Origin of the sequence: Bradyrhizobium lablabi (genome assembly GCF_018131005.1) — a bacterium.
Lineage (GTDB): Bacteria > Pseudomonadota > Alphaproteobacteria > Rhizobiales > Xanthobacteraceae > Bradyrhizobium > Bradyrhizobium lablabi_D.
This window is the reverse complement of sequence record NZ_JAFCJK010000002.1, coordinates 636,992-662,238: the sequence shown is the minus strand read 5'-3', so window position 1 is coordinate 662,238 and position 25,247 is coordinate 636,992. Positions and strand designations below refer to the sequence as shown.

The following is a 25,247-nucleotide window of genomic DNA, read 5'->3' as shown; positions in this document are numbered from 1 at the left end:
CAACAGGAGCCAATTTCACCAAAGCACACTTGGGGGATTGCCATGTCTCATCTGATCAAAGCTCAGCTTACATTCATTTTCGTTGCAGTTGCGGTTGGGGCGGCGATGATGCACGCGCCCGTCGAAGCCGCGCCCCTGTCGAAAGCCGACAAGGCTGCCCTGAAACAGGCGATCGTTGCCTGCAAGGCGCAGGCGAAGGGCAGGAAGATCAAATGGCTCGCGCGCCGGAAATACGTCAACAATTGCGTCACCGAGGCGCTGAAAGAGCATCCGAACGTGGACGTTGTCAAATTGATCAAGGCGTACCCGAACATAATGGACCTTCCCGTAGAGAAATGGCCTGGCTTCTAGCCGCGTGGGGAGATGTAACCTGCCGTCACCGTCGTCCCGCAGTCGCGCGCCCGAGGAAATCGGTGAGCGCCCGGCGATCCTCCGGGGACCCGATCCGCTGCTCGGGCATTTTCGTTCCAGGTGTATAGGCGTTCGGACCGAGTTCGAAGAGCTTCTCCACCGATTCGGGAGTCCAGACGATATCCATCTTCGTCAGCGCGTCGGAAAAGCGATATCCCGGCAGTGACGCGATCCGGCGACCGTACAAGCCGTCGAGCGTGGGACCGGCGCGCTGCGGCTCCTTTCCGGACAGAGTGTGGCAGGCAACGCACGCCCTGAACACCTCGGCACCGCGATCTCCCGCGTAGGCGGCGAGCGGATCGCCTTGCGTTGCCAGCGGTGACGAGCCGATGGGATCGCCGGTTCGCGCGTTCCAGCGCCGGATCCGGCCATCCGCGCCCCCCGTGAGCAACGTTGCATTGTCGGGCAGGAATGCCACCGACCAAACCGGCGCGCCTTGAGCGGCTAGCGTCGACGCGATGCTGCGCGCCCTGCGATCGATGATGGAAACACTTCCGCCAATTGCGGCTGCAGCGATCAACGTGCCATCGGTGGAGATCGCCAACGCGACAATCGGCATCGGCGCGACAGACACCTCCCCGGTCTCCTTGCCGTCCGATGTCAGGAACCGTATCGCCCCGTCTGCCCCAGCCGTTATGATTTCCCCGTCAGGAGCGACTGTCGCGGCGACAAGCGGAGACGGAAGCAAGACCACATCCGGCGCTCCGCCCGCCATCGGCCAGATCCTCAACTCATGATCATAGCCGACGCTAATCAACGACTTTCCGTCCGCCGCGAAGACGACGCCGTTGATGTTCTGCGTATGCCCTTCGAGCATCCGCGCCGCGCCGTCGGCGAGCGACCAGACACCAACCGTATGATCCCACGACGCGCTGGCGAGCTTCGCACCGTCAGGCGAGACCGCGAGTGAAACGATGGGCGCGTGATGCCCCTCGAAAAGCCGATCGGGCTGCTGGCGGCCCGGCGTCCAGATCGCGATCCGCGCATCGGCTCCCGCGGTGGCCATACGCCCGTCCTTCAGGAAGGCGACCGCGGTCACCTGATCGGAGTGAAATCGGAGGATCTGTTCCGCGGATTCCGTCCTGAGCGACCACCGAATTGCTGATGTGTCGAAGCTGCCCGACAGGGCCGTGTTGCCGTCACTGGAAATTGCAATCGACCGGACGGGCCCGCCATGACCTGCGAGCTGACCTTGCGCCAAAGCCGGTGCAGCCGCCCACACAGCGGCGACAATGCTCAGACTTGAGGCCCAATTCATCGGCGGTCCACCGGACGGCTCTCGCGTTGTTCGCACCGGACATGTCCTGAGTGCTGTTGATACAAGTCAATGATTGGGGCGGTTGTCAGGCCTCAATGCTGCACCGCAAGTCGGCAATGATCTTGCTACTCAATGCCGCAACGACACGTTCCCGGCTTGAGCAAAGGATTGGCGAAGTCTATGCTGATCATGGGACGTCGAGGACGACGCATGCAAATACGACCGAAGACGTATCTGCACTTGATGTCACTGTGGCGATCACCCCGCGGGTCGAGGTCGCCACGTCACGGCAACATGCCCGCCGAAACGTCGCCGTCGCTCATTTATATCGCTGTCGTGCTGACATTCCTGCTGGCAATCCTGGAACTGGATCGTCATCGGCACGAACTGGAGTCGCTCGGTCTCTTCAGAAACGACTACGCGGCTCCAGCTGCCTTGCTGGGGCCATAGCAGCTGACTCTCAACCGAACTTCGATCTCGGGCCTCTGCGTCAGCGTTGATGCAGGCCGTGGTCGGCAAGCGGCTCTTGTCTAGCGCGTTGTCTCTCTTGGAAAGACCAAGGAGCGGTCGTCAAAATCTTCGACCCGGCGCCGACAAGGAAGTTGAGACCCAGGCTTACGGCAGTTCCCTTCCCAGGCTGCCGTAAGCCATACCAGCGCATTGTCCGATTCAGCGTTCCATATCGCCCATCGTCATCCGAGGTACAGGGATGCGAATGGATCATTGGTCTGGTTTTGAGGTCCCGCCGTCTTGGCGTGTAGCTCCGGCGCTGAAGGTGCAGCCTGGCTGGTTGGTGCGAGCCAGGCCAAGTGCGACGTCAGAACGGCCGGGTCGTTCTGACCGGACGCCGCCGCAGGTGAAAGCTGGCCGAACAGGGCAAGGACGGCAACCCCTGCTGCGGCAACGTTGACCCAACGATTCTTGGCTGAGGTGGACATGGTGTGACACTCCTTCTTACGGGGCTCGGGATGAGCAACACCGCTTATGGGGCCACCTTACTCAAAGCTCCGAAATGCTGAATGTCAGACAGGATCGAAGAGATGTGCGTTCGTCTCGCCGATTGTCAAAATGGCACCCTTGCAATGATCCGCCGTCCGAGCTTCGGTTCTGATTCCATCAGAACCGATAATGCAGCTTGGGAGCGAGCGCCTCGCTCCCAAGCCGCTGCTGACAGCGTCACTTCTTCGCTCGCACAGCATCCGCAGTGCCCTGGATGAAGGCCTGGATCTTCACGATATCCTCGTCCGTCAGCTTGCCGGTGAAGTCGGGCATGCCGCGGTCCTTGAAGGGGCCGTTGAAGACGATGTCCTTCAGGTTGATGATCTCCTCCTTCAGGACAAAACCAAGGTTGCGCACGTTGCCGCCATTGTCCACGCCAGGCACACCGTGGCAGTTGGCGCAAGCGGCGACATAAATTGCTGTGCCTTCGTCATATTGCTTCGGATCGTAGGGAACGCCTTCGAGCAGGTTCTCGGTCTGGTACTTCACGAACTCCGGCAGCTTCGCCTTGCCACCGAGCGCAAAAGTGTAGACGGTGCCGGGGCTGCGCAGTTGCGTGGCGCGGCCGGTCATACCGAGCACGCCTCCCCAGCCGACAGCGACCGAGACATATTGCACGCCGTCGACCAAATAGGTCGAAGCTGCTGCGACCACGCCGGTGCCAGTCGGCGTCTCCCACAGCGTCTTACCTGAAGTTGCGTCGTAGGCGACGAAGCGTCCGTCAGCCGTGCCCTGGAAAACCAGATTGCCGGCGGTGGTCAGTGTGCCGCCGTTCCAGGGCGAGGGATCATCGACATGCCAGGCTTCCTTCTGCTTTACCGGATCCCAGGCAAGGAGGCGTCCGAATGTCGGCGCCTTCGGCGGGGTGCCGTTCAGCACAAAGCCGATGTTCCAGCCTGTTGAGCTACCGAATTTGCCGGGCGTCGCCGCATTACGCTCGAAGGTTTTCTCCGGTGTCAGGTTCACGGGCACGCTCTGCGCCGGCAGATAGACAAGGCCGGTCTGCGGATTGAAAGACATCGGCTGCCAGTTGTGCGCGCCATACGGACCGGGGACGCTGTCATAAGGATCGTCCCCGCGCGCCGCCGGAACTTCGATCGGCCGGCCGTCCACGTCATATCCGGTGGCCCAATTCACATCGACGAAGTTCTTCGCGGAGATGAACTTGCCGTTGGTGCGGTCGATGACGAAGAAGAAGCCATTCTTCGGTGCGTGCAGGATCACCTTGCGCGGCCTGCCGTCGATATTGATGTCGGCGAGGATCATCGGCTGGGTCGAGGTGTAGTCCCAGTGATCGCCGGGCGTCTCCTGATAGTGCCAGATATATTTGCCTGTGTCGGCGTTCAGCGCGACCAGCGAGGCGAGATAGAGGTTGTCGCCGCCGGACGGGCTGCGGATCTTGCGATTCCACGGCGCGCCGTTGCCGGTGCCGATATAGACCATGTTGAGATCGGGATCGTAGGTGATCGTATCCCACGGCGTGCCACCGCCGCCATTGATCCAGTATTTCGCGGCAGGATCCCAGGTCTTCGCGGCCGCCTCCATCGAAGCGTCTTCGAACGGTCTGGAGGGATCGCCGGGCACGGTGAACCAGCGCCAGAGCTGACTGCCGGTCTCGGCATCATAGGCGGTCACATAGCCGCGTGCGCCATATTCGGCGCCGCCCTGGCCGATCACGACCTTGCCGTTGAAGGCGCGCGGCGCGCCGGTGATGGTGTAGGAGTGCTCGTGGTCGATCAGCGTGTCCTTTTCCCACACCTTTTGGCCGGTCGCGGCATCGAGTGCGATCAGCCTGCCGTCAAAGGCAGCGACGAACACCTTCCCCTTGTAGACGGCGACGCCGCGATTGACGACGTCGCAGCAGCCTTTGTAGCCTTTTGCGCGATCGACGCCGGGATCGAAGGTCCAGATCTTCTTGCCCGAGCGGGCATCGATCGCATGCACGATGCTCCAGGGCCCGGTCTGGTACATGATGCCGTCGATCACGACGGGCGTTGCCTCGACGCCGCGCTCGGACTCGAGGCTATAGCTCCAAACAAGCCCGAGCCCCTTCACATTGTCGGAATTGATCTGGTTGAGCTTTGAGAAACGCGTCTCGGCATAGTCGAGGCCGATGGTTGGCCAGTCGCGCGAGGTCGCCGTGTTGGCCTTTATCATGGCGCCGTCGACCGCCGACGTCGCCGCCTTGATGCGCGCGGGCGTCAGGTCCTCAGCCAGGGTGACTTGAGTTGTGAGTGCGAAGCTCAGCAACAGCGCGCTGGCAACTCCAAGCAAACGGCATTCATTGCACGGCAAGCGTGTCATTCCTTTTCCTGACGATCCTGTCTGATGAGCATGATCTCATTGGATCCATGCTCGCGGGAGCGGCGGGATCATAGTCGGGCCGAAACCACCGTCAATCTGACGCAACGGGAATGTGATGCGAGCAATGATGCCGGCCCTCAATGCAATGAAGAGCTCCTCCTGCCTGCTCGCTTTTCGCTATCCGTCTCGTGGCGCCGGATCCCCGGCCTCGACATAGTCCGGATTGTTGCTATCCTGGCGACATGACCGGACATGATCACGACCGCCACCACGATCACGACCATTCGGAATTGTCGGAAACCGAGCTGCGTGTGCGCGCGCTGGAATCGATTCTGACCGAGAAGGAATATGTCGACCCTGTCTCGCTCGATCTTCTGATTGAACTCTATGAGAAGAAGATCGGCCCGCGCAACGGCGTCCGCGTGGTGGCGAAGGCGTGGAGTGATCCGGACTATCGCGCGCGGCTGTTGAAGGACGCGACATCGGCAATCAGCGAGCTCGATTACTCCGGTCGCCAGGGCGAGCACATGGTCGTGATCGAGAACACACCGGAGCAGCACAACATGGTCGTCTGCACACTGTGCTCCTGCTATCCGCACCCGGTGCTCGGGCTGCCGCCGGTCTGGTACAAATCCGCGCCCTATCGTTCCCGAGCGGTTGCCGACCCGCGCGGCGTCCTCAAGGACTTTGGCGTCACCCTGCCCGACACAACCAAAATCAGAGTGTGGGATTCGACCGCGGAGATCCGCTACCTTGTCTTGCCGATGCGCCCCGAGGGCACCGAGGGCTGGAGCGAGGATCAGCTCGGCGAACTGGTCACCCGCGACAGCATGATCGGCACCGGCTTGCCGAGACAGCCCGGCGAGGTCGCCTGATGGACGGCGCGCATGACATGGGAGGCGTCAGGGGCTTTGGCCCTGTCGTCGCCGAAACGAACGAGCCGGTGTTCCACGCCGAGTGGGAACGGCGCGCCTTTGCGCTGACAGTTGCTATGGCGCGTCCCGGCGGCTGGAATATCGACATGTCGCGCTTTGCCCGCGAGAACCGCCCGTCCGAGGATTATCTCAGCAAGAGCTATTTTCAGATCTGGCTCGCCGGCCTCGAGACGCTGATGATCGAGCGCGGTCTCGTCACGCGCGAGGAGATCGAGGCCGGCAAGATGCTCTTCCCGCCCAAGCCCGGCATCAAGCCCGTGGCGCCTGATGAGGTGACGCCCGCGATCCGCCGCGGCGGCCCGACCGAACGGCGCCCGACGGCGCCTGCACTGTTCAATGTCGGCGACACCGTGCGGATGAAGGATATTCATCCGACGACCCATACCCGTCTGCCCCGATATGTCCGCGGCCATCTCGGCACCGTCGAGATGAACCATGGCTGCCACGTGTTTCCCGACCTCAATTCGCAGGGCAAGGGCGAGAACCCGCAATGGCTGTTCACCGTCAGGTTCGACGGGCCCGAATTGTGGGGCGCGGGCGGCGATCCGACGCTGAGCGTGTCCGTTGACGCCTGGGAATCCTATCTGGAACATCCCTGATGGCGATCGGTCCGCAGCAAGCGATGCGCGCTGCGATCGCGGCGCCCGGAATTCCCCGCGACGCGGACGGTCCGGTGTTCCGCGAGCCCTGGGAAGCGCGCGCCTTCGCGATGGCGCTCGCGCTGCACGAGGCCGGAGTCTTCACCTGGAAGGAATGGGCAGAGGCGCTGGGCGCCGAGATCAAACGCGCGCAGGCCAAGGGCGATCCCGACACCGGCGAGACCTACTACCAGCATTGGCTCGCCACCCTGGAGGCGCTGGTCGCCGCCAAGGGCGTCACCACGCTGGACAATCTGCAGCGCTACCGCGACGCCTGGGATCACGCCGCCGACCGCACCCCGCACGGAAAGCCGATCGAGCTGACGCCGGGGGATTTTGAGTAGCGGGTCGCGTTCCTCCTTGGACACGCTGCGCCACTATCACTCCCGTCATGCTGAGGTGCGAGCCTTGCGGACCACTTGCGCCGCTGGGCGAGCCTCGAAGGACGCGCGGCCCCGATGCGTCAGCCCGCAGAGCCCGGCCGTCGTGCTTCGAGACGGCGGCTTCGCGGCCTCCCCATCATAACGGTGATGGATTGGCGTACCCGGTTTCCATTCGTCAACCGAAGCGATCCCTCCGCGTACGTGGATTCATGCATTGCTACGTCGCTGCACTCCTCGCAATGCGAGGCTGGCGTCCGATTCACATATCAAACAGCGATTCGGATACGAGTTTGCATTCTCGCGACGCGTTGCGTCCAAGCTTTGCTTGTCTTTCCGCCCTCCAAATCAAGAGGGCGCGGGGAAAGCCGGGTGCCGGTTGGCACCCATGGGCCCCGTGCAACAAAAAGCACGGGGGTAGGACCACAGGTGTAACCGGAAACAACCCGGCTTTCCCTGCGCGATGGTTTACGGCTTATACGTGATCTCCTCGGCGAGACCGGGCTTTGTTGCCACCGTCGTCAGCAAGAGGCGTTGGCCTCCCGCGGACTTAACACCAGCCACTGGGGCGTCAGGACCACACGACTTCACCGTCCGCATCGCATGTGCTCGTCAGTCACACGCGCGGCGTCCACCGCATCTCAACCCAACACCTGTGACGATCGCGAAGCGCCCCTCAATCGGATGAGACGGAGCAATTATTAGCCTGATTTCCATTTCTGAAAAACAGAAATATTTTTCGTGTGAAGACTTGCCGCGTCGGGCAAATCAGTGATCGGCGCGCCGGCAACTACGCCGCATATTCGTCAACCCGTCGCTCGCAGGCCAAACGCAAGGCGTTCGCCGATCAGAACGAGTCCCAAACGCGGCCGGCGCCGGACATGCAACCGCCATTGAGCGGCCTCACCGCATTTCCAGTTCCTTGATCGCTTGCATCGAAATCTTCAAGGGGTCCTTGATGCCGGTTTGCGCGACCTTGATGATCGTCTTCGCGATCATTTCCGTCAGCGGGTCGTCGCGGTCCTTGACGCAGAGCGTATGCAGTGCTCGCTCGTAAGCTGCTGTGATGCGGCTAATCGTTTCCGTGTCTATAGCGCAGCCGTGTAACAGTCGGTCGATAACCATATAAACTCACTTTGGCGATTGCAGTGCGCGCGAGTTCAGCCATTTGGTCAGATCAGAAGCGGCCTCGGCCTGGCGGGCTCTGCGAATAAGGCGCTCACGCGCAATGCCTGGCGGGGTGCCGCGGGCTTCCTTCCGAAAGCGCCGTGCCTCTTCCGCAAGATGTTCTCCCGTAATGGTCGTTTGCTGGATGCGCCGACGGGACATGCGCTCCTCCTTCCTTTTTCAGGCGGGAGCGCGAACGGTCTCTCAGCCACCAGCGCCTATGGGCAAGAGCCGAAGCCGGTGATGGGGAACAACTTGCACCCTGGCTGGCGAGTTCCAAACTATGATGGGGTGAGGCGCCGATTTTCGGTGGCCCGCTGAAATCGATATGTACGGATACGGCACCGCCCCCTTGAGGGTATTCTACCCGGATGTTTTCGGCCTTGTTTCCTCGCCGTAAACGGCTGGTCGTGCATTTTGCGTCTGGGACGGGGCCGATTGAACGACTGATTTGCCCCACCGACCGAAGCCAGCTGATTCTCGGGCGAAGGCTTGCCTCGTCGCGCAATTCAGGACCGGCGCGACTACAGCCGCGCCGCATACTCCTGCCAGCCCTTGGCGCGCAGACTGCACGCGGGACATTCGCCGCAGCCATAGCCCCACTCATGCTGCGCGCCGCGCTCGCCGAGATAGCAGGTGTGGGACTGCTCGCGGATCAGATCGACCAACCCTGCCCCGCCGAGATCATGTGCGAGCCGCCAGGTCGCGGCCTTGTCGAGCCACATCAGCGGCGTGTGCAGTTCGAAGTCCCTGGCCATGCCGAGACTGAGCGCTGACTGCAACGCCTCGATGGTCTCGTCGCGGCAATCCGGGTAGCCCGAGTAATCCGTCTCGCACATGCCGCCGATGATGTGGCGGATGCCGCGGCGATAGGCGAGCGCCGCCGCGAAGGTGAGGAACACCAGATTGCGGCCGGGGACGAAGGTGTTCGGCAGGCCGTCCGCACCCATCGTGATCGCGACGTCACGCGTCAGCGCAGTGTCGGAAATTTCCGACAACGTCGGGATTGCAAGCGTGTGGCTGTCGCCGAGTTTGGCGCCCCAGTCCGGCCGCAGCGCCTTGAGGCCGGACACCAGACGGTCGCGGCATTCGAGCTCGATCGCGTGGCGCTGGCCATACGCGAAGCCAAGCGTCTCGACACGGGCAAAGCGGGACAATGCCCAGGCCAGGCAAGTGGTCGAGTCCTGGCCGCCGGAAAACAGCACCAGCGCGGTGCCGGAATTGCTCTGATCGTTCATGGAACCCGCTTTACCACTCATCGGCACCATGGCCAATCGGCGGACAGCGCCGTGATTTCGGCGCGATTTGCTGGGATCGGCAGGGCCGTTTTGGCATAAAGCCGGAGCCTTTCAACATTTTGGTGCCCCATGACCCCTTCCCGCGATATCGCCCGCCTGATTGAGATCATGGCCGCGTTGCGCACGCCGGTAACCGGCTGCCCGTGGGACCTTGAACAGGATTTCGCGACCATCGCGCCCTACACGATCGAGGAGGCCTATGAGGTCGCGGACGCGATCACGCGGGGCGATTTCGACGACCTCCGGGACGAACTCGGCGATCTCCTGCTCCAGGTCGTCTATCACGCCCGTATGGCGGAGGAGCGGAACGCCTTTGCGTTCGGCGACGTGGTCGAGGCGATCACCAGCAAGATGATCCGCCGGCACCCGCATATCTTTGCCGACAAGGACGGCAACATCCAGCCCGCCGGCGTCAAGAGCGCATGGGAGCGCATCAAGGCCGAGGAGAAGGCAGAGCGTGCGGCACGGCGCGCGCCAGAGGACACCGCGCACAAATCGCTGCTCGCGAGCGTCAAGGCCGGCCTGCCCGCCCTGACGCGCGCGATGGAATTGCAGCGCAAGGCCTCGACCGTCGGCTTCGACTGGAACGACCCGCGCGCGGTGCTGAACAAGATCCGCGAGGAAGCCGACGAGATCGAGGCCGCACTCGACCGCAACGACAAGCAGGAACTGACGGAAGAGACCGGCGACCTGATGTTCGCCCTCGTCAACCTCGCACGCCACGTCGACGCCGATCCGGAGACCGCGCTGCGCGCTACGAATGCAAAGTTCGAGCGGCGGTTTGCCTATATCGAAAAGACCCTCGCCGCGCGAGGCCACTTGCTCGAGGAAGCGTCCCTGCAAGAGATGGATGCGTTGTGGAACGAGGCGAAGAGCGCCGTCGTCCCTCACAGCAGCGTGCCGCGGAGAATCACGGCCGCAACCCCGAAATAGATGACGAGGCCCGTCACGTCGACCAGCGTCGCCACAAAGGGCGCGGACGCGCTTGCCGGATCGAAGCCGATGCGCTTGAGAATGAACGGCAGCATCGATCCGGCCAGCGATCCAAACGTCACGATGCCGACGAGGGTGGCGCCGACGGTTGCGGCCACCAGGCCCCAATGCGGGCCGTAATCGAAGATGCCCAGCGTCTGCCAGAGCGTGATCCGCGCCATGCCGATCACACCGAGGATGGCGCCAAGCGCCAATCCTGTCGGCAGTTCACGCAAGGCGACCCGCCACCAGTCGCCCAGGCGGAGTTCCTGCAGCGCCAGGGCACGGATCAACAGGGACGTCGCCTGCGACCCGGAATTGCCGCCCGAGCTCATGATCAGCGGGATGAACAGCGTCAGCACGATCGCTCTCTCGAGCTCGTCCTGGAAGGTCTGCATCGCGCTCGCGGTCAGCATCTCCGAGAGGAACAGCGCGCACAGCCAGCCGCCTCGCTTCTTGATCATTTCGACAAAGCTGATCCGCAAGTAGGGTTCGTCAAGCGCTTCCATGCCGCCGAATTTCTGGACGTCCTCGGTCGATTCCTGGACGATGGCGTCGATCACGTCGTCCACCGTGACGATGCCGAGAATTCGGCCCGGACCATCGACCACCGCGACCGCCAGCAGATCGTATCGAGAGATCAGCCGTGCCGCCTCCATGCGGTCGGCTTCAGGCGAGATCATCAGCGGCCGCCGCGCCGGCGCCGCCGTCAGGACATTGGCGTGCGGGTCGCCTGAGATCAGGCGGCGGAGCGGCACTGCTTGAACCAGCGTCTTCCTGACCGGATCGATCACGAAGATCGAGTAGACGGTCTCCCGGGTGCGCTCGACCATGCGGATGTGATGCAAGACCTCGGCAATCGTCCAGGTCGAGGGAACGCTGACGAACTCGGTCGTCATGATGCTGCCGGCGCTGCGCTCCGGATACGCCAGCAGCCCGGAAATGACGCCCCGCGTCTCCGGATTGAGGCGGTCCAGCAACGCAGTTCGGACCGGCTCCTCAAGCTCCTTGAAGATGTCGGCGGCGCGATCGTCGGAGACCCCGGACAGCAGCGCAACCGCGGTGTCTGACGGCAGCGCTGTAATGAGCTCGCAGGTATTGGCGAGCCCGGGCAGATCAAGAACCTCGATCGCCTTCTCGGCCGGCAATGATTGCAGCATCGCCGCCGCCGCCTCGGGCTCTTCCGCGTTGAGCGCCTCCACGATGTCGGGCGCCCGTTCCTGGGCGAGATCCCCAGTCGCATTCGCGAGCGTTGCGTCCCCTACGGCTTCGCTGGAATTCTGCATTGATCGGCCTCGCCTTCGCGTCCAGCAGCGCAATGGACCAAGGCGATACGGAATTCAAACAGAAAGTGCAGCACATGGTCGCATGCGGCCGGTCAAGCGGGCCACGTCACGACGTCGTCATATTTTCGACGATCGCTGCCGGCAGCCGGCTCACAGACCGTGCGGAACGGCGTCGAAGCGATTCATGACGATGTCGCGCTTGGTGGCGTCGACGCGCACGGTCATGTCGAACCGCTCGCCGTGCAGCTCCTTGTTCAACACCTCGGCATTGCGGTGCAGCCAGCTAATGCCTGCGCCATCGGAGGCGTCGATCGACAGGTTCAGCGTCATGCGCTTGGCGGCGAGGCGATCCTCGATCGCGGCCAGGAGCTGATCGATCCCCTCGCCTGATATGGCGGATACCAGGAAGCACGGCCGCTCCGGCGGCCTCCGCGCGGCGATGTTGCGCAAATTCTCGCGCTCCTCGGGATCGAAGCGGTCAACCTTGTTCCAGACCTCGATGATGCGCTCGCCGCCGTCGGCGGTCGGATCGATGCCGAGCTGACGCAGCACCGCCTCGACGTCGCGCTCCTGCGCTTCCGCGTCTTCATGCGAGATGTCGCGAACGTGCAGGATGATGTCGGCCTCGAGCACCTCCTCCAGCGTGGCGCGGAACGCGGCCACGAGTTGGGTCGGCAGGTTGGAGATGAAGCCGACGGTGTCTGACAGCATCGCCTTGCCGCCGTGCGGCAGGTTGAGCGCGCGCAAGGTCGGGTCCAGCGTGGCAAACAGCATGTCCGCGGCCTGGACGTCGGCGCGGGTCAGGCGGTTGAACAGGGTCGACTTGCCGGCGTTGGTGTAACCGACCAGCGCCACCACCCGGTATGGCACGCGCTGACGGCCGGCGCGATGCAGCCGCCGCGTCGCCTGCACCTTCTTCAACTCACCTTCGAGCCTGGCGATGCGCTCGCTGATCAGGCGCCGGTCGGCCTCGATCTGGGTCTCGCCCGGACCGCCCATGAAGCCGAAACCGCCGCGCTGTCGCTCGAGGTGGGTCCAGGACCGCACCAGCCGGCTGCGCTGATAATTCAGGTGGGCGAGTTCGACCTGCAGCGCGCCTTCCCTGGTCTTGGCGCGGCGGCCGAAGATTTCCAGGATCAGGCCGGTCCGGTCGAGCACCTTGGTGCGCCACGCCTTCTCGAGATTGCGCTGCTGGATCGGCGCCAGCGCGCAGTCCATCACCACGAGCTCAATGTCGTTGCTGGCAACAAGACCGGCGATCTCCTCGACCTTACCCTTGCCGAGGTAGGTGGCGGGGCGAATCTGGCCGACCGGCGCGACCACCGCCTCGACCACGATGAGATCGATCGCGCCCGCAAGGCCCGCGGCTTCCTCGATCCGCGCTTCGTGATCGCGGACAAGGGATTCCGTTTGCGCATCGCCGCCGTCGCGGCGCACGCGCAGATACGGGCCGATGACGATCACCCGCCCGCTCTTGCTATCCCCCGCCGACCGCGGACGGTCGGCGTCCCCTTCACGGTTGAAGGGTTCCAATCAGGTCACTCTCAAGCCGGACTATCCTCACCGCCTTCGAACAACTGAATCGGAGCGCCCGGCATGATGGTCGAGATCGCATGCTTGTAGACAAGCTGCGAATGACCGTCGCGCCGGAGCAGCAAGCAGAAATTGTCGAACCAGGTGACAATGCCCTGTAGCTTCACTCCGTTGACCAGAAATATCGTCAGTGGTGTTTTGGTTTTACGAACGTGATTTAGGAAGGTGTCTTGTAGGTTTTGTGCGCGGTCTGCCGCCATTGTTTTTGTCCCGCCATTTGGGTTTCTTTTTATTGAACCGGTTGTTGCTCTCTCTCGGAGCTTGCCCCGGCTGCCCGCGCCTGCCCTGAGATCCCCCTCCGACAGGCCTAGCGTGTCGGATTAGAGGCCACGTGCGCTTTTTAGGCAAGCCAGTTCACGCACCCAGATGGTGGCAATTCCAAGAAAACCCGGCGAATGCGACGATTATTCTCAACCAAATGGACAAATTGCCACCCGGTCCCGGCCGGATCCGACCGCCCTTCGGCGATCGCGGAGTGAGCCCCATCTGCCGGCAGCGTGGGGATCAACCGACCCCAAGCGCCTTCAGCTTTCGATGCAGCGCCGAGCGCTCCATGCCGACGAACTCCGCGGTGCGCGAGATGTTTCCGGAGAAGCGGCTGATCTGGGCGATCAGATAGTCGCGCTCGAAGACTTCCCGCGCCTCGCGCAGCGGCAGGCCCATGATGTGTTCGCCATTGTTGGAGGTCGGCATCGCCGGCACCATCGAACCGACATCCTGCGGCAGCATGTCGGCGGTGATGATGGCCTCAGGTCCGCCGCCGGCGAGAATCATCACCCGCTCGACATTGTTGCGAAGCTGGCGGACGTTGCCCGGCCAGACATGCGATTGCAGCACCGCCATCGCGTCCTGCCCGATCTGCCGCTTCGGCAAGCCGGTCGCGGCCGAAATCTGGTCCATGAAGTAGTCGATCAGCTCGGGAATGTCCTCACGTCGCTCCGACAGCGGCGGTACGCGGATCGGCACCACCGAGAGGCGGTGGTAGAGATCCTCGCGGAATCGGCCCGCGGCGATCTCCTCCTCCAGATTGCGCGCGGTGGACGAGATGATGCGGACGTCGACATGGACCTTGGTGGTGCCCCCCTGGCGCTGGAATGTCTGCTCGACCAGCACCCGCAGGATCTTGTTCTGGGTCTCGCGCGGCATGTCCGCGATCTCGTCGATGAACAGCGTGCCGCCATGGGCCTCTTCGAGGGCACCCGGCTTGCGCTGCTGTTCGCCGTTCGATCCCTCGATCCCGAACAGCTCGACCTCCATGCGTTCCGGCGTGATCGCCGCCGCATTGATCACCACGAACGGCCCGTCCGCACGCCCCGAGGCGTTGTGCAGCGTGCGCGCGGCGAGCTCCTTGCCGGCGCCGGAGGGGCCGACGATGAGGATGCGGCTGTTGGCCTTGGCGGCCCGGTCGATGGTCTGGCGAAGCTGGTTCATGCAGGCCGATCGCCCGGTCAAAATGCTAGACGCTGGAGCCAGTTGCTTGAGCTCCTTCACCTCGCGCTTGAGCCGCGATGTCTCCAGTGCGCGAGTCGCGACCAGGATCAGCCGGTCCGACTTGAAGGGCTTTTCGATGAAGTCATAGGCGCCGCGCTTGATCGCGGCGACGGCGGTTTCGATGTTGCCATGGCCCGAGATCATGACCACGGGCAGGTCGGCATTGTCCTTCTTGATCTGCTCGAGCAGTTGCAGACCGTCGAGCTTGGAGCCCTGCAGCCAGATGTCGAGGAAGACAAGATGGGGGCGGCGGTTGGCGATCTCGGCGAGCGCCGAATCGCTGTCGCGCGCCGTGCGCGTGGAAAAGCCCTCGTCGTCCAGGATTCCAGCGACGAGGTCGCGGATGTCTGCTTCGTCGTCGACAATCAGAATGTCACTTGCCATGGGTTACACCTGCCTTGTCAGTCGCCCGTCGCGGCTTTGAATTTTGGTTCATCGTTGGTCGCTTGTGCCGGGGACCCGGTCGGCTCCTTCGGCGGAATTTTTTCAATGCTCTGCTCGGCGGATTCCGATTTCACGGCTGCCTGCTCCTTGCCCTCGGGTCTCGCCGCCTGGCCGGACACCGCAAAGCGCAGCCGCATCCACGCGCCGCGCTGGCCCGCGCGGAAGTCGGATGCATCCTTGAGCTCGATGCGGCCGCCATGGTCTTCAAGGACGCGGCCGACGATCGCGAGCCCGAGCCCGGTTCCCTTCTGCCGCGTCGTCACATACGGCTCAAGCAGGCGCGCACGGGCGACCTTCGGCAGCCCGATCCCGTTGTCGACGACATCGATGACGATGTCGTCGTTCTCCCGCTGCGCGACGACGTCGATCCGGCCCCTGCCGAGTCCCTCGGGCGGCACCTGCTCAATCGCTTCGGTCGCATTCTTGATGATGTTGGTCAGCGCCTGAGAGATCAGACGGCGGTCGAACTGCGCGGGCAGTGGGTCCTGCCTGATATCGGCCTCGATGTCGAGGTCGGGATGGGCGACCTTCATGAGGAACACCGCCTGCTTCACCACGTCGGCGACGTCCTCGCCTTCCATCACGGGCTTGGGCATCCGCGCAAATCGTGAAAACTCATCGACCATCCGTCTGATGTCATCGACCTGGCGCACGATGGTGTCGGTGCACTGATCAAAGATCGACTTGTCCTTCTCCTCGATGATGCTCTTCCCGAATTTGCGGCGGATGCGCTCGGCGGAGAGTTGGATCGGCGTCAGCGGGTTCTTGATCTCGTGGGCGATGCGGCGGGCGACGTCGCCCCAGGCGGAGGTACGCTGCGCCGACACGAGCTCGGTGATGTCGTCAAGCGTGATGATGTAACTGTCGCGCGACTGGCTGGTTTGTTCGGCGGAGATGCGCACCGACAGGTTCCGTTCATGGCCGTCGCGATTGATCGTGATCTGGCCCTGCACCAGGCGCTGCGTGCCCTCCCGCGCGGTCTTCATCATGTCGTCGAGCTCGGGCAGCACATCCGACAGCGGATGGTCGAGCGTCTCGGATTCGGCGTGCCCGATCAGCTTCTCGGCCGAGCGGTTGAGGATGCCGACGCTGCCGGACGCGTCGACGCCGATGATGCCGGCGCTCGCCGACGACAGCACGGCCTCGATGAAGCGGCGGCGGCTGTCGATCAGCTCGCTTGCGTTGACGAGCTCGTCGCGCTGGGTGCGCAGCTCCTGCGTCATGTTGTTGAAGGTCTGGCCGAGCTGGGCGAGATCGCCCTCGGATTTGGCCACCGGCACCTGCACATGCAGGTCGCCGGTCGAGACCTGGTTTGCGGCACTCATGATGTTGCGGATCGGCTCGACCAGCCAGTTGGCGAAATTCAACCCGATCAGCACGGAGGCCATCAGGATGGTCAGCGCGATCACCGCGAACATCAGCGCGAAGGTGACCTGGATGCCGAGCCGGCGCGATTCGATCTGGGCGTATTCGGCGACACTCGCCTCGGTCTGCTTCAACTGGCTGACCACGCGCGGGTCGAGCAGCCGCGCGACGTAGAGGAAGGTGTCGGTAAAGGCGCGAAGGCGGATCACGGCGGCAACGTAATTGGCCTCCGGGAAGACCGCGATCTGCGGCTCGTTCTCGTCGACGTTTTTGAGAAAGTCCGGCGGTGGACTGGTGAAATCCCGCCGAATGCCGGTTTGCGCCGAAATCAGGACCCCGCCGTCCTTGTCGATCAGCATGGCGCCCGGCAGGTTGCGAGCCGCGGCGTTGGCCGTCAGCAATTCCTGGAACGACTTGCGGTCCTGGTCGTACAGCGGCGACGCATGCGAAATGTCGTTGGCCATGCCCAGAATGTCGCCGCGAATGAGCTGCGCGTGCTCATAGGTATAGGCGCGCGCCACGATCAGCGAGTTCTGGATCACCTCCCGCGTCGGCCCCGAGAACAGCCGGTCGAGGCCGCGGTCAATGGTCACGTTGGCGACGATGGCGACCAGGACGGCCGGCAGCACCGCGATGATGGAGAACAGGCTGACGATCTGGACGTGCAACCTCGCCGCCGCCCGGCCGCGCCGCCGGGCCTGAATCACCTTCCAGACCTCGCGGCCGATGATCCCGACCAGCAGCAGGATGCTCGCGGCATTGATCAGCAGGAGCGAGTAGACGACCTCCTTGTTCGGCTCGATCGGGGTCAGCCCGCTCAGTACGACAAAGGTCAGGAAGGCCGACAGCAGCGCGGTCGCGGCAGCGAACAGCGCCGACCATCGCCGCAGGGTGAAGCCCTTGCGATCGGCAGGCGGTGGGTCGAACGTTGAGGCCGTGGTCTCTGCGCTGGTCATCCCGGCAATGGCTGAGGTGAAAGCTTTCGTCGGCGGTATTCCGCGACTGATGCAATCATATCACATTGTTGCCGAATTGCGACATTTCCGCGGCGCTCGAAGCAGCCTATCCCCAGCCCCGTGACGCCTCACCCGCCCTGGCGCCGGACGGCGCCGCCAGCCGCCCTAAGCCCCGCTCCGGTAAACCTGAATATCGAGGTCGCGGATCTTCTTGCGCAGGGTGTTTCGGTTCAGCCCGAGCAGATCGGCCGCCCGGATCTGGTTGCCGCGGGTTGCCGCCAGCGCCGCCGTGAGCAGCGGCACCTCGATCTCCTTGAGGATGCGGTGATAGAGGCCCGGCGGCGGCACGCCGTTCGGGAAGCCGGAGAAGTGCGAGGACAGATAGGCCTCGACCGCGCCGCCCAGATTGTCGACGCCGACCGCGCCGTTGCCGCCGGACGTGACCGCCGGCGGCGCCAGTTCGCCGTCGATCACCGAGGAGGTGATGACGTCTTGCGGATAGAGCGCGGCGAGGCGCCGGGCGAGGTTCTCCAGCTCGCGCACATTGCCGGGCCAGCGGTGCTGCTTGAGCCGCTCCAGCGCCTGAGCGTCGAGCTTCTTCGGTGGCAGGCCGTCCTTCTCGGCGAGCGCGAAGAAATGCCTGATCAGATCGGGCAGATCCTCGATCCGCTCACGCAAGGGAGGCAGCCGCAGCGGCACGACATTGAGGCGGAAGAACAGGTCCTCGCGGAACAGGCCCTGCTGGATCAGGATGCGCAGGTCCTTATTGCTGGCGGCCACGATGCGGACGTCGGTCTTGATCGGTGTGCGGCCGCCGACCGTGGTGTATTCCCCCTGCTGCAGCACGCGCAGAAGTCGGGTCTGCGCCTCCATCGGCATGTCGCCGATCTCATCGAGGAACAGCGTGCCGCCCTCGGCCTGTTCGAAGCGGCCCGAGGCGCGGGTGTTGGCGCCGGTGAACGCGCCACGCTCATGGCCGAACAACTCGGATTCTATGAGGTCGCGCGGGATCGCCGCCATGTTGACGGCGACGAACGGGCCGTTGCGGCGCTTGCCGTAGTCGTGCAGCGCGCGGGCGACCAGTTCCTTGCCGGTGCCGGACTCGCCTGAGATCATCACGGTCAGGTCGGTCTGCATCAGGCGCGCCAGCACGCGGTAGATCTCCTGCATGGCAGGCGAGCGGCCAACCAGCGGGATCGAGTCGAATTCGGAGTCGTCGGCGGGATTGGTCACCCGCTCCTTCGGCTCGGCGAGCGCGCGGCCGACGATCGTGATCAGCTCCTTCAGGTCGAACGGCTTTGGCAGGTATTCATAGGCGCCGCGCTCGGAGGCGCGGATTGCCGTCATGAAGGTGTTCTGCGCGCTCATGACAATGACCGGCAGGTTCGGGCGCATCTTCTTGATCCGCGGCAGCAGGTCGAACGCGTTCTCGTCCGGCATCACCACGTCGGTGATGACGAGATCGCCCTCGCCCTGGCTGACCCAACGCCACAGCGTGGCGGCGTTGCCGGTCAGGCGCACCTCATAGCCGGCGCGCGAGAGTGCCTGATTGAGCACGGTCCGGATGGCGGTGTCATCGTCAGCGACAAGTATGCTACCTGCGGGCATTGTTGATCCTCATCGTGCATCCTGAGAGGCGGTCGATGACGTACCCGGAACGTCATCGCGGTTGCTCTGGTCGAGTTGTTTGGCCGCGCTGTATATCGGCATCAGCACGCGGAACGTGGTCTTGCGCGGCTGCGACTCGCATTCGATGATGCCGCCGTGATCGCCGATGATCTTGGCGACCAGCGCAAGGCCGAGTCCGCTGCCGGTCTGCTTGGTGGTGACGAACGGATCGAACAGGTTCGGCAACAGATCCTCCGGCACCCCGGAGCCGTTGTCCTTGACGCAGAATTCGAGCGGCAGCGATACCCGCGTTTTCTTGCCCGGCACCGACAGCCGCACGCCCGGCCGGAACGCCGTGGTGAGCTGGATTTCCGCATCGCTGCCAAGATCGGCGACCGCTTCGGCCGCATTCTTCACCAGGTTGAGGAAAACCTGGATCAACTGGTCCTGGTTGGCCAGCACTGGCGGCAGGGACGGATCGTAGTCCTCGATGAAGCGGACGTTGCGCGCAAAACCCGATTGGGCGAGGCGTTTCACATGGTCGAGCACCGAATGAATGTTGACCGGACCGCGCGCCACGGGCCTGTCGTCGCCGAACACCTCCATGCGATCGACCAGCGTGACGATGCGATCCGCCTCATCGCAGATCAGCCGCGTCAGCAGGCGATCCTCGGACGACGCCTGCTGCTCCAGAAGTTGCGCGGCGCCGCGGATGCCCGACAGCGGATTCTTGATCTCATGTGCAAGCATCGCGGCGAGCGCAATCACCGAGCGCGCGGCGCTGCGATGGGTGAGCTGGCGGTCCATCTTGTCGGCGATCGTGCGCTCCTGCAGCATCACCACGATATGGCCGGGCCGCTCGGGCAGCGGCGCCACGTGGAGATCGACCTGGCGGTCGCCCCCAATGCGCGGTGTGCCGAGATCGACCTTGTATTCGTTGACCGGCGAACCGGCGGCCCGAACCTGCTCGATCAGCGCCAGAAGCGGGCTGCCGAACGGCACCAGCTCCTTCAGCGACTGCCGGCGCAGGAATTGCGTCGAGATTTCGAAGAAGGATTCGGCGGCCATATTGGCGTCGACGATCCGTCCATCGGGCGCCACGAGCAGCACCGGATTAGGCAATGCGTTGAGGATCGCCTCGCCGTCGGTGGGAACAGTCCGGCGGTGTTCAGCGGCTGACGTCATGCGGCAGCACTCCAGGCAAAATCGTCATAGGCATGTTCCAGCGAGCGATGCACGCCGGACGGTTCGTCTGACGTCAGTATCCTTTGCCGCCAGCCCTTCAATGTCGCGGCCGGCGCGCGGCTGCAGCCGGCGGCAACCTCGAGCGCCCAGCCAAGATGCTTGCGCGCGTGCTTGAGCCCGACCCGGACGCCGTAATGGCTGCAGACCTCGTCATAGAGCGCGCGGATATGCTCGAGCTGCTCGGCGAGCGACGGGGCGGCCTCCACGACGCCGGTCTCCAGGCGGCGGCCGACCTGTCCCGGCAGCCAGGGCTGCCCCTGCGCGCCACGGCCGATCATGACCGCGTCGGCGCCCGACATCCGCAGCGCCGTGACCGCCGCCTCGAACGAGGTGATGTCGCCGTTGACGACCACGGGGACCGTGACGGCGTCCTTTACGGCACGGACCGCGACCCAGTCCGCCTCCCCCTTGTAGAACTGGCAGCGGGTGCGGCCATGCACGGTGATCATCTGGACGCCGGCGGCTTGCGCGCGGCGCGCCAATTCCGGCGCGTTGAGCGAACGCTCATCCCAACCGAGCCGCATCTTCAGCGTCACCGGGACCTCCACCGCCGCGACCGTTGCATCGATCAGCGTCACGGCATGGTCGAGATCACGCATCAGGGCCGAGCCGGACTGGCCGCCGGTCACGTGGCGCGCCGGGCAACCCATGTTGATGTCGATGATATCGGCGCCCGCCGCCTCCGCCACGCGGGCGCCTTCCGCCATCCAGCGGCTCTCGCAGCCGGCGAGTTGAACGACGTGCGGTCCAATGCCTGCCGCTTCGCAGCGCAGCTTGGACATCGGCTTGCCGTTGGCGAGATCATCGCTGGCGGTCATCTCCGATACCACGAGCCCCGCACCAAGCTTCGCCGTGAGTCGCCGGAAGGGCGCGTCCGTAACGCCGGACATAGGCGCGAGGAGGACGCGGTTGGCGATAGCAATATCGCCTATCTTCAAAGAGTTACGGGCTATACTTTGCACGCCGGTCACGGACGTCTCATCATTCTGTCAGCCACGTCATTGAAGCCGACGCACTCCATTGTGAGCACAAATCTTGTGCAGTCAAGCTTCATGCCTACAGTTTGGACAGTTGTAACATCAGCGCAGGTGCACTGCAACAAAATCTGCTTTCCCACAGCGTGAGGGAATGGCTCTGTTTTTGCGCATCGGTCATGGTAAGGGCTGTTCGCGGCGGCCCCCGTCGTCCACCTCATCCCCGATTCGACTGTTGCTGGTTCAAAATGCCGAAGCCTGAGCGTACCGCAGCCATCCTTGTCGCAGCCGGGCGCGGACTGCGCGCGGGGGCTGGCGGGCCGAAGCAATACCGAACGATCGGTGGGCGGACGGTGATCTACCGTGCAATGGAGACTTTCTCCGGACATCCGGACGTGTTTGCCGTGCAGCCCGTCGTCAATCCCGATGACGCCGCGCTTTTCAGCGAAGCCGTCGCCGGCCTGCGCCATCAGCCGCCGACCCCGGGCGGCGCGACCCGTCAGGCCTCCGTGCATGCCGGGCTCGAGGCGCTTGCGAAAGAGAAGCCCGACATCGTGCTGATCCACGACGCGGCGCGGCCGTTCGTCACGTCCGCAGTGATCTCGCGCGCCATCGCCGCCACGGCCCGCACCGGTGCCGCGATTCCCGTGGTCCCGGTCACGGACACGATCAAGGTCATCGGCGGCAGCGCTGACGTCGAGGCGACGCCGGATCGCGCTCGCTTAAGGATCGCGCAGACGCCACAAGCCTTTCGTTTTGACGTGATACTGCAAGCGCACCGGCGTGCGGTGCGCGAGGGTCGAAATGATTTCACTGACGATGCGGCGCTTGCGGAGTGGGCGGGATTGACGGTTGCGACATTTGAGGGTGATCCTGCGAACATGAAACTCACCACTTCGGAAGACTTCGTGCGCGAGGAGGCGCGGCTCGCCAGCCAGCTTGGCGACATCAGGACCGGCACCGGTTACGACGTGCACGCCTTCGGCGACGGCGATCACGTGATGATCTGCGGCGTGCGCGTGCCCCACGCCAAAGGCTTCCTCGCGCATTCCGATGGCGATGTCGGCCTGCATGCGCTGGTCGACGCCGTCCTCGGCGCACTCGCCGATGGCGATATCGGCTCGCACTTTCCGCCAAGCGACGCCAGGTGGAAGGGCGCCTCCTCCGATCAGTTCCTGAAATATGCCGTCGAGCGCGTCACCGCGCGCGGCGGGCGGATCGCCAATCTCGAGGTGACGTTGATCTGCGAACGGCCGAAGATCGGTCCGCTGCGCGACACAATGCGGGCGAGGATCGCCGAGATCTCCGGGATTCACATCTCCCGCGTGGCGGTGAAGGCGACCACCAGCGAACGGCTCGGCTTCACCGGCCGCGAGGAAGGCATCGCGGCAACCGCAAGCGCAACCATCCGCCTGCCGTGGGAGGATGAAGGCTGGAACGACAAGGGCTGGAGCGCATAGCCATGGGCGGCAGCGACGCTCGTGCCCTCTCCCGCTCGCTGCTCGATTTGTGCCGGATGCGCAAGCTGACCATCGCGACCGCAGAATCCTGCACCGGCGGCTTGGTCGCAGGTGCATTGACCGACATCCCCGGCTCGTCCGACGTGATCGACCGCGGCTTTGTCACTTATTCAAACGAAGCCAAGAGGGTGATGCTCGGCGTCAAGGCCGCCACGCTGGAGACTTTCGGCGCGGTGAGCAAGGAAACCGCGACCGCGATGGCGATCGGCGCGCTGGAAAAAGCCGGCGTCGACCTCGCGGTCTCCATTACGGGCATTGCCGGCCCTGGTGGTGCGACGCCCGGCAAACCTGTCGGACTCGTCCATTTCGCCGTCGCCGCGCGCGACGGCCGCATCGTCCATCGAGAACAGCGCTTTGGCGCGATCGGCCGCACTGCGGTGCGCCAGCGCTCGGTGGTCGAGGCCCTGCGCATGTTAATAGAACTGGCGCGCGGCCCGCAGGCCGCCGTCAAGCCGCGCCCTGAGGCGGCCACAAGCCGCCTGCGCCTGCGCGTCGCGCGCTCGTCGCGGCGGAGCGCGGTCAAGCGGAGGCGACCGCCGCGGGCGTGAGAGTTTTGCTTGCGGCCATGTGCGCGCGCGAGGCCGAGGCGACACACTTAACCCTGGGGTCGAGGTCTCCAGTCCCTCTGACAATAGGTCACGCACGTTGACCATTGGTCTGCTGCACATCGCTCAATAAGCTGTCTTGGCGTGTCTCCATTCGACCGCAAAGGAGGGTGCAGTGAGTATAAAAGAGGATCAAAACGAAAGTGGGAATGTGAACCGAAGGAACGTGCTGCTTGGCACATCCTCGTTAGTGGCTGCCGCTACGCTGACGTCATCGGCTCTGGCGCAGGCACAGAAGGCGGCACCATCAGCATCGCCGGCTGAAGGTATGGGCAGCAAGCCGAACATCCTCTTCATCATGGGCGACGATATCGGCTGGTTCAATGTCAGCGCCTACAACATGGGGGTCATGGGTTATCGCACGCCCAACATCGACCGTATCGGCAGGGAAGGTGCGGTCTTCACCGACTGGTACGGTCAACAGAGCTGCACCGCGGGCCGCGCCGCCTTCATCACAGGCCAGACGCCGATCCGTACCGGGCTGACGAAGGTCGGCTTGCCGGGCGCCGAGCTTGGCCTCGGTCCGCTCGACCCCAGTGTTGCCGATGTACTGAAAACCTACGGCTATGCCACCGGTCAGTTCGGCAAGAACCATCTCGGCGATCGCGACGAACACCTGCCGACAGCGCATGGCTTCGACGAGTTCTTTGGCAATCTCTATCACCTCAATGCCGAAGAGGAGCCGGAAAACGCCGATTATCCCAAAGATCCAGAGTTTCGCAAACGCTTCGGCCCGCGCGGCGTGTTGCACTCCTACGCCGATGGCAAAATCGAAAACACTGGCCCGTTGACCACCAAGCGGATGGAGACGATCGACACGGAATTCCTTGCCTCTGCGAAGGATTTCATCAACCGCCAGCATCGCGCCAACAAGCCATGGTTCTGCTACTTCAACTCGACCCGAATGCACATATTCACACATCTAAAAAAGGAGTCTGAGGGCAAAACGGGCCTCGGCCTCTATCCCGATGGCATGGCAGAGCATGACGGCCACGTCGGTGAATTGCTAAAGCTGGTCGATGATCTTGGCGTCGCCAACAATACCATCGTGGTTTACACCACCGACAACGGCGCGGAGGTTTTCACCTGGCCTGATGGTGGTACGACGCCGTTCAAGGGCGAGAAGGCGACCAACTGGGAAGGCGGTTTCCGCGTGCCTTGCTTGATCCGTTGGCCGGGCGTCATCCAGCCCGGCACTGTTGTAAACGACATCTGCGCGCACGAGGACTTCATCCCGACCTTTGCGGCGGCGAGCGGCGACGCTGATCTCGTCGAGCGGACGAAGAAGGGCACCACACTGAACGGCAAGACGTTCAAGGTTCACTTCGACGGCTTCAATCTCTTGCCGTTTCTCAAGGGCGAGGTGAAAGAGTCACCTCGCAAGGAGTTCCTCTACTGGAGCGACGACGGCGACCTTATGGCGCTGCGCGTCAGTCGGTGGAAGATCGCCTTCATGGAACAGCACACCGAGGTCAGCCCAAAAAACCCAGTTGGTGTCTGGCAAGGTCAATTCACCAAACTCCGCGCGCCAATGTTGTACGACCTGCGTGCCGATCCCTTCGAGCGTGGTCCTACCAGCATGTACTACGGAGATTGGATGGCGCGGCACGTCTTCATTCAGGTACCGGCACAGGCCATCGTCGCGAGATACATCGAAAGCTTCAAAGAGTTTGCGCCGCGCGCCAAGGCCGCGAGCTTTACGGTCAGTGATGTGATGGACAAAATCTCGGTCGGAAACCCCGGTAAGAACTAAGACTGAAATAAGAGCTGGGGCGGTGTCGCCGCCGTCCCAGTTCGA

General features: G+C 63.6%; 21 protein-coding genes. 8 read left to right on the top strand and 13 right to left on the bottom strand.

The genetic code is table 11. From position 1 onward, the window contains the following. The first annotated feature begins 42 nt into the window (after positions 1-42). Complete coding sequence (locus JQ553_RS08115; protein ID WP_249144029.1) at positions 43-351, top strand: hypothetical protein; 309 nt, start codon at positions 43-45, stop codon at positions 349-351. A gap of 25 nt (positions 352-376) precedes the next feature. On the opposite strand, the gene JQ553_RS08110 is transcribed toward JQ553_RS08115, so the two are convergent. The 3 genes from JQ553_RS08110 to JQ553_RS08100 all read right to left on the bottom strand — a co-directional run bounded on the left by JQ553_RS08110 (position 377) and on the right by JQ553_RS08100 (position 4,972). Continuing rightward, positions 377-1,669: a c-type cytochrome gene (locus tag JQ553_RS08110; protein ID WP_212499366.1), complete on the bottom strand. Its 1,293-nt coding sequence runs from the start codon at positions 1,667-1,669 to the stop codon at positions 377-379. Positions 1,670-2,361: 692 nt separating this feature from the next. Beyond that, the gene (locus JQ553_RS08105) at positions 2,362-2,607 is read right to left on the bottom strand and encodes a hypothetical protein (protein ID WP_212499365.1); all 246 of its coding nucleotides are present in this window, start codon (positions 2,605-2,607) and stop codon (positions 2,362-2,364) included. Positions 2,608-2,845: 238 nt separating this feature from the next. Beyond that, positions 2,846-4,972, bottom strand: coding sequence for a PQQ-dependent dehydrogenase, methanol/ethanol family (locus JQ553_RS08100; RefSeq protein ID WP_212499364.1), 2,127 nt, complete (start codon positions 4,970-4,972; stop codon positions 2,846-2,848). 242 nt (positions 4,973-5,214) lie between these two features. On the opposite strand from JQ553_RS08100, the gene nthA reads away from it, so the two are divergent. From nthA to JQ553_RS08085, 3 genes are read left to right on the top strand one after another with little or no spacing between them, the layout of a single operon-like run. Then, entirely contained in the window at positions 5,215-5,847 is a 633-nt protein-coding gene (gene nthA, locus JQ553_RS08095; RefSeq protein ID WP_212499363.1) for a nitrile hydratase subunit alpha, read from the top strand. Further along, positions 5,847-6,506 carry a nitrile hydratase subunit beta gene (nthB, locus tag JQ553_RS08090; RefSeq protein ID WP_212499362.1) on the top strand — a complete coding sequence of 220 codons (660 nt, stop codon included), beginning with the start codon at positions 5,847-5,849 and terminating at the stop codon, positions 6,504-6,506. Before nthA ends, nthB begins: the two co-directional genes overlap by 1 nt. Then, entirely contained in the window at positions 6,506-6,889 is a 384-nt protein-coding gene (locus JQ553_RS08085; protein WP_212499361.1) for a nitrile hydratase accessory protein, read from the top strand. Before nthB ends, JQ553_RS08085 begins: the two co-directional genes overlap by 1 nt. Before the next feature lie 939 nt (positions 6,890-7,828). On the opposite strand, the gene JQ553_RS08080 is transcribed toward JQ553_RS08085, so the two are convergent. After that, positions 7,829-8,050, bottom strand: coding sequence for a hypothetical protein (locus JQ553_RS08080; RefSeq protein ID WP_212499360.1), 222 nt, complete (start codon positions 8,048-8,050; stop codon positions 7,829-7,831). Between the two features lie 566 nt (positions 8,051-8,616). Then, on the bottom strand, positions 8,617-9,330 hold the full coding sequence (queC, locus tag JQ553_RS08075; protein ID WP_212499359.1) for a 7-cyano-7-deazaguanine synthase QueC: 714 nt from the start codon (positions 9,328-9,330) through the stop codon (positions 8,617-8,619). A 129-nt stretch (positions 9,331-9,459) separates the two neighbouring features. Here queC and mazG point away from each other — a divergent pair, with 129 nt between their 5' ends. Then, a complete protein-coding gene (mazG, locus tag JQ553_RS08070; protein WP_212499358.1) occupies positions 9,460-10,323 on the top strand; it encodes a nucleoside triphosphate pyrophosphohydrolase in 864 nt (287 codons plus the stop codon). On the opposite strand, the gene mgtE is transcribed toward mazG, so the two are convergent. The 8 genes from mgtE to dusB form a co-directional block, all read right to left on the bottom strand. After that, positions 10,278-11,648 carry a magnesium transporter gene (mgtE, locus tag JQ553_RS08065; protein ID WP_212499357.1) on the bottom strand — a complete coding sequence of 457 codons (1,371 nt, stop codon included), beginning with the start codon at positions 11,646-11,648 and terminating at the stop codon, positions 10,278-10,280. The two genes, mazG and mgtE, sit on opposite strands and share 46 nt — an antisense overlap. A gap of 150 nt (positions 11,649-11,798) precedes the next feature. After that, complete coding sequence (gene hflX / locus JQ553_RS08060) at positions 11,799-13,181, bottom strand: GTPase HflX (RefSeq protein ID WP_212499356.1); 1,383 nt, start codon at positions 13,179-13,181, stop codon at positions 11,799-11,801. A gap of 11 nt (positions 13,182-13,192) precedes the next feature. Then, positions 13,193-13,441 (bottom strand): RNA chaperone Hfq, encoded by a 249-nt coding sequence (hfq, locus tag JQ553_RS08055; protein ID WP_002711839.1) that lies wholly within the window; start codon positions 13,439-13,441, stop codon positions 13,193-13,195. A 304-nt stretch (positions 13,442-13,745) separates the two neighbouring features. Then, positions 13,746-15,116, bottom strand: a complete 1,371-nt coding sequence (locus JQ553_RS08050; RefSeq protein ID WP_212499355.1) for a sigma-54 dependent transcriptional regulator — start codon at positions 15,114-15,116, stop codon at positions 13,746-13,748. Positions 15,117-15,133: 17 nt separating this feature from the next. Next, positions 15,134-17,497 carry a PAS domain-containing sensor histidine kinase gene (locus JQ553_RS08045; RefSeq protein ID WP_212499354.1) on the bottom strand — a complete coding sequence of 788 codons (2,364 nt, stop codon included), beginning with the start codon at positions 17,495-17,497 and terminating at the stop codon, positions 15,134-15,136. A gap of 165 nt (positions 17,498-17,662) precedes the next feature. Next, a complete protein-coding gene (ntrC, locus tag JQ553_RS08040) occupies positions 17,663-19,105 on the bottom strand; it encodes a nitrogen regulation protein NR(I) (RefSeq protein ID WP_212499353.1) in 1,443 nt (480 codons plus the stop codon). Between the two features lie 9 nt (positions 19,106-19,114). Further along, entirely contained in the window at positions 19,115-20,290 is a 1,176-nt protein-coding gene (locus tag JQ553_RS08035; RefSeq protein WP_212499352.1) for a nitrogen regulation protein NR(II), read from the bottom strand. Then, positions 20,287-21,288, bottom strand: coding sequence for a tRNA dihydrouridine synthase DusB (gene dusB, locus JQ553_RS08030; protein WP_212499696.1), 1,002 nt, complete (start codon positions 21,286-21,288; stop codon positions 20,287-20,289). The genes JQ553_RS08035 and dusB overlap by 4 nt, the downstream gene beginning before the upstream one ends. A gap of 284 nt (positions 21,289-21,572) precedes the next feature. Between dusB and JQ553_RS08025 the strand changes: the two genes are divergently transcribed. The 3 genes from JQ553_RS08025 (at position 21,573) to JQ553_RS08015 (ending at position 25,202) form a co-directional block, all read left to right on the top strand. Further along, positions 21,573-22,784, top strand: a complete 1,212-nt coding sequence (locus tag JQ553_RS08025) for a bifunctional 2-C-methyl-D-erythritol 4-phosphate cytidylyltransferase/2-C-methyl-D-erythritol 2,4-cyclodiphosphate synthase (protein ID WP_212499351.1) — start codon at positions 21,573-21,575, stop codon at positions 22,782-22,784. A gap of 2 nt (positions 22,785-22,786) precedes the next feature. After that, positions 22,787-23,392 (top strand): CinA family protein, encoded by a 606-nt coding sequence (locus JQ553_RS08020; RefSeq protein ID WP_212499350.1) that lies wholly within the window; start codon positions 22,787-22,789, stop codon positions 23,390-23,392. Positions 23,393-23,600: 208 nt separating this feature from the next. Then, positions 23,601-25,202: an arylsulfatase gene (locus JQ553_RS08015; RefSeq protein ID WP_312015099.1), complete on the top strand. Its 1,602-nt coding sequence runs from the start codon at positions 23,601-23,603 to the stop codon at positions 25,200-25,202. Positions 25,203-25,247 lie beyond the last annotated feature (45 nt).